The following is a 13,159-nucleotide window of genomic DNA, read 5'->3' as shown; positions in this document are numbered from 1 at the left end:
TTACGCTGCTGTTTCGTGATTCCACCAACGACTTTTGCCCTCTTCATCACGGCCTCGCTCGCCCTCGTGCTCATCCCCGGCCCGAACCACTTCTACATCACCGCCAGGGGCCTGGCCCAAGGCAGGGCGGCGGGCCTGGCCAGCGCGTTCGGCGTGGAGGCGGGCACGCTCGTACACATCGCGGCCGCCGCCGCGGGCCTGTCGTACGTGATCTCGCAGTCGGCGACCCTGTTCGCGGTCGTCAAGTGGGCGGGCGTGGCGTACCTCGTCTATCTCGGCATCCGCGCGTTCACCGGCAAGGAGACCGAAGGCGTGACGCCGCCGCCCCAGCCACTGCGGAAGGTCTTCCTCGAAGGCGTGCTGGTCAACGTGCTGAACCCCAAGGTAGCGCTGTTCTTCCTGGCGTTCCTGCCGCAGTTCGTGCGCCCGGAGGCGGGCTCGCCCGCGCTCCAGGTGGTGCTGTTCGGCCTGACGCTGCTGCTCCTGGGGCTGATCTCCGACATCGCGTACGCGTTCACCGCGGGCGCACTCGGCACCCGGCTCGCCGCCCGGGCCAAGACCCTCCGGTACGTCAGCGGCTTCGTCTACCTCGGACTGGGAGTGGCCACGGCGTTCGCCGGGAGAAAATGACCTCATGGCCCCGAGGAAACAGCAGGAGATCTTCGATGCGACGTTGCGGCTGGTGGCCGAGAAGGGCTACGACGGGCTGACCGTCGAGGGGGTCGCCGAGCATTCGGGCGTCAACAAGACGACGATCTACCGCTGGTGGCCGTCCAAGGCCGCGCTGCTGGGGGCGGCGCTGGTGGAGGCGGACGTGCTGGGCTTCAAGGCGCCGGACACGGGAAGCCTGCGCGGTGACCTGACCGCGCTGGTCGAGGGGGTGAAGCGGCTGCTCACCGAGCCGCCGACCAGCGACATCGCCGTCGCCGCGCTGGCCGCCGCCGTCCGCCACCCCGAGCTGGACGCCCGCCGCTTCTTCGCCGACCGGTTCGCGCGGGAGCGGGAGATCTTCGGGCGCGCGGTGCGGCGGGGCGAGCTGAAGGAGTCGGCGGACCCGATGCTGATCGTCGACCTGCTGGCCGGGGCCGTGTGGATGCGCGCCGTCTTCCGGGGCCTGCACGTCGCCGACGACTTCCCGGCCGCGGCGGTCTCGGCCGTCCTCGACGGGCTACAGGGCTTCTGAAAGAGCGGCCGGAATCCGGTCCAGGACCGGGTGGGGCACCAGCCCGTACGCGTAGAAGTCCACGGCGAGGGCGCCCGCCGCCTTCGCGCCCCGGGCCTTGGCCACCAGCCGGTCCACCGAGTCGCTGTCCGGGTATCCGGGCCGCAGCACCGCCCGCACCTCCCGATCCTTCCCCACGGACCGCAGGTAGGCGCCCACGTCGTCGGCCACCCGGGCCGCGTCCCGCGCGTACGCCAGTACCCCGAAGGCCGGGACGAGGTCCCCCAGCGCCACCAGATCGACTCCGAGCTGCCAGGCGTCGTGCGCCGCGAGCCCGGGCGTGGGCAGCCCGTCCGTGTAGCCCTTGACCGCGCCGGTCGAGTCGATGAACACCAGCTTGGAGCCCTCGTCGGCCACCGCCGAGGCCACCTCGGACACCAGCGTGGTGACGGTCTCGGACCGGGCCCGCGCGTAGGCCACGACGTCGGGCCCCGCGTACGCGGTGAGCGCCGCCCGGGTCACCTCCCCCTGCGCGGGGGGGTCGCCGTCGAACACGCCGCCCACGATCCTGGCGCACTCGTCGCGCGCCACCTCGGCGTTCACGCCCAGGTCGGTGGCGCGGCGCATGCAGTAGTCGCAGAAGCAGAGCCCGAACAGGTACGCGTCCATCGGCCCCAGCGGCACGAACGAGCGCTGCGGCTTGAGCGGCCTGAAGTGCAGCGACTCCGCCACGACGCTGTCGACCCCGAGCCTGGCCACCGCCCTGGCCAGCGCGACCGCGTATTCGCGCACGTCAGGGTGGGCGGGGCACAGGTCGGTGAGCGAGCCGCGGTCGCCGAAGCAGTCGCGTACGGTCACGTCCGGATGCTTGGTGCCGAGCGTGGCGTTGCGCAGGAAGACCGTCCATCCGTGGAGCTTCATGGACCGTTTCGCACAAGCCTCGCGAAGCCCGTCGAGGCCGTTCAGATAGCCGGGCACCGGAGAAAGGCGGAGCCCGGCGAACAGATCGGACGGCGGGGTGAAGTGCGCCCCGTCGTGGCGGATGGTCAGGCGGGACAGTCCGTGCGGGGTGACGTCGCGGGAGGCGTGGTGCACGGCGCCGACGGTGACGCCGCGCACGCCGTACGCGCTGATCCTGTCGAGCACCCGCTCGACGCCCTCGCCGCGCAGGTCCTCGACGAAGACGTACACCGAACTGTCCACAACCAGACCTTAAGCGCTCTTGTGAGCGACGAAGTCGATCTCCACCAGGATGTTCATCAGCTCGGAGCCCACGGTGGTGCGCACCGGGTACGGCTGGCTGAAGTACGACTTGTAGACCTCGTTGTAGGCGGCGAAGTCGCGGTGGACGTGCTGCAGGTGGACCGTGGACTTGATCACGTCGTCGAAGCCGAGGCCGTGGGCGGCCAGGATGGCGCCGAGGTTGCGCATGACCTGGTGCGTCTGGGTGGCCACGTCGTCACCGACGATCTCACCGGTCTGCGGGTCGAGCGGGCCCATGCCGGAGGTGTAGACGAAGTCCCCCACCACGAGACCCTGCGAGTAGGCGCCGATCGGGGCGGCGCCGTCAGTGGTCCTGAGCTCCTTTTTCACCGTGTCTCCCTAGAAATCGGTGGTTATCTGGCCGACGACACGGTAATCCTGATCCACCAGGGGCAGCACGCGCCACTTGTCGAAGGCGGTGCAGGGGTGGGAGATGCCGAAGGCCAGCAGGTCGCCGGGCTTGAGCCCGTCCGCGCGCACGACCGTGTGCTGGTCCTGCATCTTCACGATCGTGACGCCGTCGCGCCGCGGGATGGGCAGCCCCTCGTCGTAGGGCGCGTCCCGCTTGCCCATGCCCACGATCGCCAGGCCGGGCTCGGGCGTGGACAGCACGTGCGCCCAGACCTCCAGCGCCGGGCGCAGCTCTCCCTCGATGCGGTTGAACGGGGTGCGCTCGCGGTAGTAGCCGTCGTCGTGGGTGACGTACGCGCCGCTGCGCAGCAGGATGCGGGCCTGGGTGGCGACGAGCTCGCGCCCGATCACGTCGAACCACTGGCTGCCGCCCACGGTCAGGATCGGGCTCTTGAGGCGGACGTACTCGACGGCCTCCTGCAGCGAATACAGATATTTCCGGACGTCGTCGGCGGTCTTCAGCGCGCCCTCGTAACCGGCGACCCCGGCCAGCTCGACGTTCGGGACCCCCTGCACGTACGACACCAGGCCCAGCAACTGGTCCAGGGACCGGCACCCGGCTCGTCCGCCTTCGTGCCCCAGCTCCACGAGCACCCGGAACGGCCGGGACGAGGCATGGCGAGCGAGAATGTCCACCCCGGCCTCGGAGTCCACGAAGCTCAGGAACTCGAACGCCGGATCCCGCGTCAGCTCGCCCGCGGCCCAGTCGAGCCCCGCCGGGTCCACGATCTGGTTGGCCACCATGATCCGGCCCACCCCGAACCCGCGGACCGCCCGTGCCTGGCGCGGCGTCGCGACGGTGAGCCCCCAGGCGCCCGCTTCGAGCTGAAGCGCGGCGATCTCAGCGGACATGTGCGTCTTGGCGTGCGGCGCCAGCTCCATCCCGTGGTCGCGGACGAAGGCCGCCATCGTCTGGACGTTGTGCTCCAGCGCGTCCTGGTGCACCACCATGAGGGGGAGTTCGAGCCCACCTGCGAAGATCTGCTGCCCGAACACGACGCCCCTTTCATCCGCGTCTGACCTTATCCCAGCCATCTCAGACCTCTGCCCAGATCACGGATGAAGCGCACGCCCCGGAGTGGCGCCGGTGAGCTCTCCCCCGGCCAGCACGCGTACCCCCGACACGAGCACGTCGTCGACCCCGGCCGCGAGCGTACGCGGATCCTCGTAGGTCGCCCGGTCACCCACCACCGCCGGGTCGAACACCACCACGTCGGCCGCGAACCCACCGCGCACCAGCCCCCGATCCGTCAGCCCGAAGCGCCTGGCCGGATGGGAGGCCAGGTGCACGATGGCCTGCTCCCAGGTCCAGTCGGCCAGCTCCCGCACGTGCCGGCCGAGGAACCTGGCGAACGCCCCGAAACCCCGCGGATGCGGATGGCCGCCCACATAGATGCCGTCGGAGCCGCCGGTGTGCGAGGGGTGCCGCAGCATCCGGCGTACGGACTCCTCTCCCTCCGGGCCCTCGTCGGGGCGGGCGGACACGACGCCCGCCTCCAGCCGCGTCTCCGTCAGGAGGCGGCGGCAGAACTCGGCGGGCGGCGACCCGTCCCGCTCGGCCGCCGCCACGATGGTCAGGCCCTCGGCCCACTCCATCCCGGGGGCGTGCGAGACGGTCAGCCGCGGCCAGACGGCGTCGAGCGTCGGCCACCAGGCGTCCAGCTCGTCGGACGCGATCATCTCCAGCGCCCGGTCGGTCTCGGCGCCCGGCACGGAGTCGGGCAGCACTACCATGGCCAGGATCGTGTTGCCGCGCAGGTAGGGGTAGGTGTCGAAGGTGAGGTCCACGCCCTTGCCGAGCGCCTCCTCGACCAGCGGGAGCAGCACGTCCGCCGGTCCGTGCAGGTGGGAGACGTGCACGGCGGCGCCGGAGCGCTCGGCGATGTCCATGACCTCGGTCATGCCCACGCCCGCCCGCTGGCCGTACGCGCGCATGTGGGTGACGTACGGCAGGCCGCCGAGCGGGGCGCACAAGGCGGCCAGCTCCTCGGCGGTGGCATAGCGGCCGGGGAGGTATTCGAGGCCGGTCGACAGGCCCACCGCCCCGTCCTCCAGGCCCCTCTCGACGTGCCGCAGCATGGCTGTCAGGTCGTCGGGGGAGGCCGGATCGGGCGACGGCCCCATGACGTCGTAGCGGATGGTGCCGTGTGGGAGAAGGTAGGCGGTGTTCAGCGCCACGGCGCGGTCGTAGCCGCCGAGCAGCTCGCCGACGGTCAGGGGCCCGTCGAGGGCGAGCGGGCCGTTGACCGCGGCGAAGTAGCGGGAGGCGTAGGCGACGGCGGCCGCCGAGCCGGGGGCGAAGGACAGGCCGTCCTGCCCCAGCACGAACGTGGTCACCCCCTGCCGGAGCGCCGCCCGCTGAACCACCGGGTCGAACACGGCCGCGTCCCCGTGCGCGTGACAGTCGACGAAACCGGGCGCGATGAACCGCCCCGTCGCGTCGATCACGGTCTCCGCCTCGGCGCCGCCCAGCCTCCCGATCGCCGCGATCTTGCCGCCCGCGACCGCGACGTCCGCCCGGTACGGCGGGGCGCCCGTCCCGTCGAGCACCCGGCCGCCGTTGATGACTACGTCGAACCTCACACCAAGATTCAATCAGAGCCGCGCGAATACGCCGGAGGGCATTCCGCGGACTTGACGATCGGCCGGGCGGCCAACACGGCGCGAGCCCGGGCCCGGTCGAGGTTCCAGCCGTTCCAGGGGTCGGGGCGGGACAGGCCGTTGGCCGCGACCACGTCGGCCAGCACGCAGCTGCGCTGCGGCTCCGGCAGCCTGTCCAGGGCCGGTACGGCTTCCGCGCCGAGGTCGCCCAGGTAGTCGGAGTCCAGCTTGGTCACGCCGCGCACCTCGACCTGCGTGTGGGCGACCTGGAGATCGGGGTTCACGATGGCGAACGCGCCCAGGCCCAGCCCGGTGACCAGCACGACCGTACGCGGCAGCCAGCCGGAGCCGCGGCCCAGGAGCCGGGCCGCCCCCGCCAGCAGCACCAGCGCGAACAGCGTCCCCAGCCACCACACCGTGGCCTGCACGGACAGGCGCAGCCTGGACAGGCCGTACGCCTCGGTGTAGAGGTTCATGCGGTGCAGGGCGGAGGCCAGCACCACCATGGTCAGCCCGCACAGCACGCCGAGCAGCACGGCCAGCAGCCAGCGTTCGCGCCGCTCGACCTTGAGCATCCCGCTGGCGACCGCCACGATGCCCAGCACGAACACGCTGACCACCACGAGCTGGAAGAACCCCTGCCTGGCGTACTCGGCGTAGGTGAGCCCGGCCGTCTTCAGCACCCAGGTGTTGCCACCGAACAGCGCCGTGATCTGCACCGCCACGAACGAGGCGAACAGCAGGTTCACCGCCGTGAGCGGCACGATCCAGACACTCCTGCTCACCGTGAACTTCGGCTCCGGCCCCACGGGGTCGACCACCGGCCTGAGCGCGACCAACACCACGGCGGCCAGCAGCACGGCGAACAGCCCGAACAGGAAGATCCGCACCGGCGCCGACTCCGCCCAGTCCGGCGCGGTCGTCAGCCGTTCCAGGAAGGAGGCGAACACCGCGTCCGCCGAGGCGAACAGCAGCCCGAACACCAGGAGCAGCACCGCCGTGATGCCCAGGGCGGCCAGCATCGGCATGACACGCCGCCTGGCGGTCAGCTTCTTCAGCGGCTGGGCCAGGAACCACGGCACCGGGCCGAGCGCCAGCACCACGGACACGCCGCCCCTGATCACGCCGAGCCAGCCGGCCCCGGCCCCCGACACGGCCAGCGCGCCCAGTCCGGCCCCCGCCACGAGCAGGATCGCGACCAGCCAGTCGGCGTCGCGCACGGCCGCCATCGAGATCAGGAAGTACGCCGTCAGCCCGAACGCCACCGTCCACGGCGTCATCCGCCGCAGCACGGCCGGCAGCGCCGCCGCGCCCAGAACCACGGCGACCAGCACGATCCCCAGCCCGACCTGCGCCTCGGGCAGCGCCACCGCCGCGAACACCCCGGCCCCCGCGGCCGCGGGCAGCAGCCAGCGGGGCGAGTCGGGCAGCTCGGGCCTGGGGAAGAGGGGCGGCGGCACGTAGGGCGGCAGCCCTCCTGAGTTCCGGTACGGCGCCGGCCCCTGCGGCATCCCCCCGTTCGGGACACCCGCCTGACCCGCGGCCGGACCGCCCGCCGCGTGGGCCGAAGGCGCATGGGCCGCGGGCGGACCGCCTGCTGTGTGGATCGAGGACGGGCTGCCCGCCTGCTGTGTCATGGGTGGGTTTCCTGTCGCCTGGGTCGTGAGCGGTTCCCCCGCGCCCTGAGCCGCCGCTGGGTGGCCCGCCGCTGGGTGACCCGCCGCCGCTCGGGCCGCCGACTGGTACGCCGCGACCTGCGCCGACTGGTAGGCCGCCGCGGCGGCCCGGCGCCCGGACCCGGCCCCCATCCCCGCGCCGACCGCGCCCATGAGCGCGGTGCACATGACGAGCGTGGTGAGGGCCAGCGCGTCGCTGACGGCCAGGCTGACGAGCACGGCGGCGAACAGGCCCGTCACGAACCCGACCAGCACACCGGCGATCGCGCCCCCGATCATCCTGGCGAAGGGACTCCCCACCGACGAACCCGCCGGCACCCCACCACCAGCCCCACCGGACACGCCCACTCCCACCGGCACCGCCCTCGCCCCGCCACCGGCGGACGCGCCCACTCCCGCCGCGACACCGGTGTCCGCGGTGGCCGTCTTCTCGCTCTCGGCGGCGCCGAGGCCGGGTGAGCTGACCGTGGCCAGGGCCGCGAGCTTGGCGAGCCCGGCAGCGGTGTCCAGGGCCTCGTCACCTGCCGTCGCACCACCCTCCACCACGGCCCCGGCCGCCACGACGGTGCGCTCGGCCGCCGCGACCCCGACGAGGTCGGCGGCATCGCCGTCGGACGCGCCGCGTGCCGCCGCAGCCGCAAGCCCGGCGGCGGCATCGCCGTCCGGCACTCCGGCATCGCTCCCGGTCGCGGCGACAACCACCAGCTCCCCCTCGGCGGCGCGATCGCGGGCCTCGGGGCCCGCCGTCACCGAAGCGGCCATGTCCAGCGCGGAACGCGGAGCCTCCGGCAGGTGCTCGGTCCCCGAGCCCCGCTCTCCGCCCTCCAGCGGCACCTCCGCCATCGTCGTCCTCCCTGGTAAGTCGACGACCATGCGGCACCCCGCGCAGTCGTCGATGCGAATGGAACCCCCGTGCAGCTCGACGATCTCCTTCACGATGGCCAGCCCCAGCCCGGCGCCCCCGGAGTCGGCCGCCCGCCCGGCGTCGAGCCGGGAGAAGCGCTCGAACACGCGCGCCCTGGCCGAGACCGGGATCCCCGGCCCCTGGTCGGCGACCGAGATCCGCACCCCGGCCCGCTCCGCCGCGACGGTCACGGTCACCACCCCGTCGGAGGGGCTGTGCCGTACCGCGTTGTCCAGGAGGTTCGCCAGGACCTGCGCGAGCAGGTCGGGGTCGGCGCGCACCGCCAGGCCGGCGGGGACCGACGCCTGGATCGCGACGTCCTCCCGGGCCAGCTCCCCCTCGCGGACCGCCTGCTCGACCAGCGGTGCCAGCTCGATGGCCTCGGGCTCGATCAGGCGCGCCCCGGAGTCCAGCCGCGACAGGTCGAGGAGCTGGGCCACGAGGCGGCCGAGTCGCTCGGTCTGGGCGAGCGCGGTACGCATGGTGACGGGGTCGGGGGCGGAGACGCCGTCCACGACGTTCTCCAGGACCGCGCGCAGGCCGGTGATGGGGGTGCGGAGCTCGTGGCTGACGTTCGCGATGAGCTCGCGCCGCTGCCGGTCCACCTCGCCGAGGTCGGCCGCCATCGCGTTGAACGCCCTGGCCAGCTCCCCGACCTCGTCGCGGGACGTGGCCGTCACGCGCAGCCCGTACAGGCCCTTGGCGATCGTCTGGGCGGCGCTGGCCATCTGGCGCAGCGGCTTGGTCATCCCCATGGCGAGGAGCTGCACCATGATCAACGCCAGGATCACGGCGACCGCGATGCGTAGCTCTCGGGAGAGGCCGGAGTTGATGCCGACCTCGTTCACCACGAACGCGGTCCCCACGGCCAGCACGATCACGATGCCGAGCTTGACCTTGATGCGGCCGAGGAAGTCGAGCGGTCTCATCGTCGCACCAGGGCGTAGCCGACGCCGTGCACCGTACGCACCACGTCGGAGCCCAGCTTGCGGCGCAGCGCCCGGACGTGGCTGTCGACGGTCCTGGTCGCCGCCGCCTCCGAGAAGCCCCACACGTCCGACAGCAGCCGGTCCCGCTCGAACACCTGCCCGGGCCGCTCCGCCAACCGGCGTAACAGGTCGAACTCCGTCCTGGTGAGCTGCGCCTCCACGCCCCCGACGAACACCCGGCGGGCCGCGGTGTCGATCTCCACCTCGCCGACCCTGATCACCGTGTCCTCGGCCGCGAGCTGGGCGGCCCGCTCGACCCTGCGCAGCAGCGCGTGGATCCTGGCCACGAGTTCGCGCATGCTGAACGGCTTGGCCAGGTAGTCGTCCGCCCCGACGCCGAGCCCGACCAGCACGTCGGTCTCCTCGCCGAGCGCGGTCAGCATGAGCACGGGCACCGGTCTGGCCGCCTGCATCCGGCGGCACACCTCCAGCCCGTCGAGCCCCGGCAGCAGCCGGTCGAGGATCACCAGGTCCGGCTCCGCCTTGCCGTACTGGATCAGGGCATCCTGCCCGTCGCCGGCCACCCTGACGTCGAAGCCCTCGGCGGCCAGCCTGTTCCGTACGGCCAGCGCGATCGTCTGATCATCCTCGACCACGAGGATGCGTCGCTGCTCTGCCACGTACGAAAGCCTAGAAGCGGCCTGTGCAGACGACACTCCTAAATTTGTGCACATACAGTGCAGACTTGGCTGGTGAACACTGCCGGATACCTCCGCCGCATCGGCCTGCCCAGCCTCCTTGACGCCCCCACCAGCGCAGAGAATCTGCGGGCGCTCCACGTCGCGCATCTCGAGAAGGTGCCGTACGAAGCCCTGGAGATCTGGCTCGACCGCCCCACCACCGTGGATCCCGTCGAGTCCGCCGAGCGCATCATCGGCGGGCGCGGCGGCTACTGCTACCACCTCAACGGCGCGTTCTCCGAGCTGATCAGGTCGCTGGGGTACGACGTGACCAGGCACGTCGGCGGGGTCCAGAACCGCGGTGAGGAGCCCGGCATCACCGCCAACCACCTGGTGCTCACCGTGCGCGGCCTGCCGTCGGAGGACAATCCGGGCGGCGAGTGGCTGGCCGACCTGGGGCTCGGGGACGGGTTCCACGAGCCGCTGCCGCTGGTCGAGGGCACGTACAAGCAGGGGCCGTTCGAGTACGCCCTGCGCCCGTCGGAGGTCGCGCCGGGCGGCTGGCGGCTCGAACACGATCCCAGTGGATCGTTCGAAGGCATGGACTACGACCCGGCCCCGACCGGCATGTCGGCGTTCGTTGATATGCACCGGCATTTGACGACGTCGCCGACGTCCGGGTTCGTGCGCATCGCGACCGTCCAGCGGCGGGACGCGTACGGCGTGGACAGCCTGCGCGGGCTCGTGCTGAAGCGCGTCGGCGGCCGGACGCTCTCGGTCACCCTGGACGACTCCCGCGACTATTACGCGGCGCTGGCGGACATCTTCCTGCTCCCGCTCACCGACGTGAGCGGCCCGGAGAAGGAGAAGTTGTGGCGCAGACTGTACGAGGCGCACGAGGCCTGGCTGGCCAGTGACGCGACGTGACAGCCTTGCGCTATCGTGCACCTCGACATGGGTGAGACGCGGAAGCTGGCCGGTCGCTACCGGCTGCTGAACCCCCTGGCCGCGGGCTCTGTCCGGCTGGCCTTCGACGAGTCGGAGCACCGTGACGTCACGGTCAGGGAGCTGCGGGTTCCGGCCGAGCTGCGCGATGCCGCGCTGCAGGAGGCCCGCAGGGCATCCGAGCTCCGGCACGCCTCGATCGTGCGGGTGCTCGACGTGGTGATCGAGGACGATACGCCGTGGCTGGTCATGGAGTTCGTGTCGGGGGCGTCGCTGGAGCAGACCATCCGCGCCCGCCGCCCGCTCCCGGCCGCGCAGGCGGCCAGGGTCGGCGTCTGCATCCTGTCGGCCCTGACGGTGGCGCACGAGGCCGGGATCGTGCACGGGCGCGTGGAGCCCGGCAACGTCCTGCTCACGCCGACGGGCCGGGCGGTGCTCACCGGCTTCGGCTTCCCCAGCCTCAGCATGCTGCCCTCCGCCGACCTGTGGTCCCTGGCCGCCCTGCTGCACTTCGCGGTGGAGGGCCGCCCGCCCGGCCAGGTGCCCGCGGAGGGCGCGGACCCGCTCAGGACGCTGATCAGAGCCATGCTCCACCCGGCGGGGCCGCCGGCGATGGAGGTGATCCGCGAGACCCTCGACCTCCTGGCCGTGAGCCGCCCGCTCGACGTGATCATCGGGCTGTTCGGGCCGCTGCCGATCCCCGTGGTGGCCGCGATGGGGCTCGCCCTGATCGAGCAGCTCCAGGCCGGGGAGGCGTTCCACGGCGGGATCCAGCCCGGCAACGTCCTCATCGACGCCCGGGGCCGGGCCCGGCTGATCCCGCTGCTGAGGTCAGGAACGCTCCCGGCCTACACGGCCCCGGAGGCCGCCCCCACCCTGGCCGCCGACCTGTGGTCACTGGGCGCCACGCTCTTCACCGCCGTCGAGGGCGTCCCGCCCTCGCCCGGCGCGCCGCTGACCAGAGCGGGCACGCTGGCTCACGTACTGTTCCGGCTTTTGTCCGGCAATCCATTGGAACGTCCCACTCCGGATGAGCTGCGCCGCGATCTGGAGTCGGTACGGCAGACGCGCACCATTTGAGATACATCTTGAGATACATCGCGAATGGAACCAAGCGATGGGCTCACTCGTTGGACAGGAGACGCAGAATAAGGGAGAGGCGGGGCACGCGCTCCGTGTTCGGAAGCAGCTCGGAGGAAGTTGAGTATGTCGCCAATCCAGAAGTACGCCATTGGCGCAGGTGCCGCAGTCCTGCTCTCGCTGATCATCTTCGGGACCGGCTGGATCACCCTGCTGGTCATCCTCGGTGTGGTCGCCGCCCCCGTGGTCGGTTACCTGATGCTCGACCCGTCGCAGCGCGAACGGCTCAAGAGGGCCCGCAGGCGCGGCATCGGCCACTGAACTCCATGCGGCGGGGGCCGGGACACGGCCTCCGCCGCGGGCTCAGGCCTCCGCCGCTGCCGCCTGCTCCGTCTGGACGCGCTGGGTCACCCGGCGCTCGATGTAGAACGACAGGAACGGCACCGTGCCCCCGACCATGACGCCGAGCATGTACGGCCAGGCCCAGCGCGCCTTCATGCCCAGGTTCATGACCGCGACCAGGTAGAGCATGTAGAGCCCGCCGTGAATGGGCGCGATGACCTTCGACAGCGTCGGGTCGCCGAAGCCGTAACGCACCACCATGGCCACGCAGAGCACGAGCAGCATGCAGCCGACCACGTACGCGAGCACCCGGAAGGGCTTCAGAGCCGATTCCACGATTAACCTTCCAGAGCCATCTCAGGGGACTTGGCATGGTCCCGATCGCTTCGTACGGCGTCGCGTACGAAGTGGAACCACATGAATACGGCGAATCCAGCAAAGATCCACCAGTTCGCGGCATATGCCAGGTTACGCCAGGTCAGCGTGCCACCCACCACCGGCGGCTGGACCTTGATCTGCGCCAGCGAGCCGGACGGCGGCTGTGCCACGACGAAGCCGGTGCGTACCTTCTGGCCGGTCCACAGGTTGACCAGCTCGCCCGTGGACACCGTCTGCACCTGACCGGCGGGCAGGCCCTCCGCGCGCCGCTGCACGCTGTCGGTGCCCTGCTGCGGCCGCAGCCGCCCGGACACCGCGACCCGGCCCTGCGGCACCGCGGAGACCGCCGGGTCGTCGGCCTTCGCCGTCCAGCCCCGCACCACCGGCATCAACGTGCCGTCGTCGAGCCGGAGCGGCGTGAGCACCCAGTAGCCGCGGTCGCGCGAGACGTTGCCGCCGGGGGCGTCGACGTCGGCCCGCCGGTCGGCGACCAGGAGCTGGCGGCCGGCCTCGTAGACGCCCTCCGCCGTGACCTTGCGGCCCACGACCTCACCGCTCATTTGCGGGCCCACCTGGGCGAGCGTGCCGACCGCGACAGGCCCGGGATCGGTGGAGGCGTGCGGCTTTCCCGAATCTTGGAAAACTCCGAGCTGCCAGCGCCCCAGCAGGATGAACGCGACGAGGACCCCGATCGTGAGCAGGTGCAACCCCATGATGCGGGGGGAGAGCAGGGTCCTCAGCATGCTTCAAAGCTATCCGCCGGGTGGGGTGGTCCCCTAATCAGCCCA

At 71.8% G+C, this 13,159-nt stretch carries 13 protein-coding genes; 5 read left to right on the top strand and 8 right to left on the bottom strand.

Annotated elements, in window-relative coordinates; translation table 11 throughout:
• Positions 1-15 precede the first annotated feature (15 nt).
• A complete protein-coding gene (locus ABZS69_RS14760) occupies positions 16-630 on the top strand; it encodes a LysE family translocator (protein ID WP_355371385.1) in 615 nt (204 codons plus the stop codon).
• A 4-nt stretch (positions 631-634) separates the two neighbouring features.
• Positions 635-1,183, top strand: a complete 549-nt coding sequence (locus ABZS69_RS14755; protein WP_355371382.1) for a TetR/AcrR family transcriptional regulator — start codon at positions 635-637, stop codon at positions 1,181-1,183.
• Here ABZS69_RS14755 and ABZS69_RS14750 read toward each other — a convergent pair.
• From ABZS69_RS14750 to ABZS69_RS14725, 6 genes are read right to left on the bottom strand one after another with little or no spacing between them, the layout of a single operon-like run.
• Entirely contained in the window at positions 1,169-2,365 is a 1,197-nt protein-coding gene (locus ABZS69_RS14750) for a hypothetical protein (RefSeq protein WP_355371379.1), read from the bottom strand. The genes ABZS69_RS14755 and ABZS69_RS14750 overlap by 15 nt on opposite strands.
• A 9-nt stretch (positions 2,366-2,374) precedes the next feature.
• Entirely contained in the window at positions 2,375-2,755 is a 381-nt protein-coding gene (locus ABZS69_RS14745) for a Rid family detoxifying hydrolase (protein WP_355371376.1), read from the bottom strand.
• 9 nt (positions 2,756-2,764) lie between these two features.
• Entirely contained in the window at positions 2,765-3,832 is a 1,068-nt protein-coding gene (locus ABZS69_RS14740) for an alanine racemase (RefSeq protein ID WP_355371373.1), read from the bottom strand.
• A 57-nt stretch (positions 3,833-3,889) separates the two neighbouring features.
• Positions 3,890-5,419 carry a D-aminoacylase gene (locus tag ABZS69_RS14735; protein ID WP_355371370.1) on the bottom strand — a complete coding sequence of 510 codons (1,530 nt, stop codon included), beginning with the start codon at positions 5,417-5,419 and terminating at the stop codon, positions 3,890-3,892.
• An 8-nt stretch (positions 5,420-5,427) separates the two neighbouring features.
• The gene (locus ABZS69_RS14730) at positions 5,428-8,946 is read right to left on the bottom strand and encodes a DUF4153 domain-containing protein (RefSeq protein WP_355371367.1); all 3,519 of its coding nucleotides are present in this window, start codon (positions 8,944-8,946) and stop codon (positions 5,428-5,430) included.
• A complete protein-coding gene (locus ABZS69_RS14725) occupies positions 8,943-9,602 on the bottom strand; it encodes a response regulator transcription factor (RefSeq protein ID WP_355371639.1) in 660 nt (219 codons plus the stop codon). The genes ABZS69_RS14730 and ABZS69_RS14725 overlap by 4 nt, the downstream gene beginning before the upstream one ends.
• Positions 9,603-9,698: 96 nt before the next feature.
• On the opposite strand from ABZS69_RS14725, the gene ABZS69_RS14720 reads away from it, so the two are divergent.
• From ABZS69_RS14720 to ABZS69_RS14710, 3 genes are all read left to right on the top strand, one after another.
• Positions 9,699-10,553 carry an arylamine N-acetyltransferase gene (locus ABZS69_RS14720; RefSeq protein WP_355371364.1) on the top strand — a complete coding sequence of 285 codons (855 nt, stop codon included), beginning with the start codon at positions 9,699-9,701 and terminating at the stop codon, positions 10,551-10,553.
• A gap of 27 nt (positions 10,554-10,580) precedes the next feature.
• The gene (locus ABZS69_RS14715; protein ID WP_355371361.1) at positions 10,581-11,651 is read left to right on the top strand and encodes a protein kinase; all 1,071 of its coding nucleotides are present in this window, start codon (positions 10,581-10,583) and stop codon (positions 11,649-11,651) included.
• Between the two features lie 126 nt (positions 11,652-11,777).
• Entirely contained in the window at positions 11,778-11,972 is a 195-nt protein-coding gene (locus tag ABZS69_RS14710) for a hypothetical protein (RefSeq protein ID WP_355371359.1), read from the top strand.
• Positions 11,973-12,014: 42 nt separating this feature from the next.
• Here the strand turns inward: ABZS69_RS14710 and ABZS69_RS14705 are convergent, their stop codons facing one another.
• Together ABZS69_RS14705 and ABZS69_RS14700 are read right to left on the bottom strand one after the other, a co-directional pair.
• Positions 12,015-12,329 (bottom strand): DUF3817 domain-containing protein, encoded by a 315-nt coding sequence (locus ABZS69_RS14705; protein ID WP_355371357.1) that lies wholly within the window; start codon positions 12,327-12,329, stop codon positions 12,015-12,017.
• A gap of 2 nt (positions 12,330-12,331) precedes the next feature.
• A complete protein-coding gene (locus tag ABZS69_RS14700) occupies positions 12,332-13,114 on the bottom strand; it encodes an SURF1 family protein (RefSeq protein WP_355371355.1) in 783 nt (260 codons plus the stop codon).
• Between the last annotated feature and the right edge of the window lie 45 nt (positions 13,115-13,159).

The sequence above is a fragment of the Nonomuraea sp. NPDC005650 genome (assembly GCF_040605375.1).
Lineage (GTDB): Bacteria > Actinomycetota > Actinomycetes > Streptosporangiales > Streptosporangiaceae > Nonomuraea.
This window is presented reverse-complemented; position numbering and strand designations above follow the sequence as displayed.

What these genes read in the sequence shown, in the direction of transcription:
- ABZS69_RS14755 (WP_355371382.1), top strand. Translation starts at nt 635, where the DNA reads ATGGCCCCGAGGAAACAGCAGGAGATCTTCGATGCGACGTTGCGGCTG.
- ABZS69_RS14715 (WP_355371361.1), top strand. Translation starts at nt 10,581, where the DNA reads ATGGGTGAGACGCGGAAGCTGGCCGGTCGCTACCGGCTGCTGAACCCC.
- ABZS69_RS14710 (WP_355371359.1), top strand. Translation starts at nt 11,778, where the DNA reads ATGTCGCCAATCCAGAAGTACGCCATTGGCGCAGGTGCCGCAGTCCTG.
- ABZS69_RS14730 (WP_355371367.1), bottom strand. Translation starts at nt 8,946, where the DNA reads ATGAGACCGCTCGACTTCCTCGGCCGCATCAAGGTCAAGCTCGGCATC.
- ABZS69_RS14700 (WP_355371355.1), bottom strand. Translation starts at nt 13,114, where the DNA reads ATGCTGAGGACCCTGCTCTCCCCCCGCATCATGGGGTTGCACCTGCTC.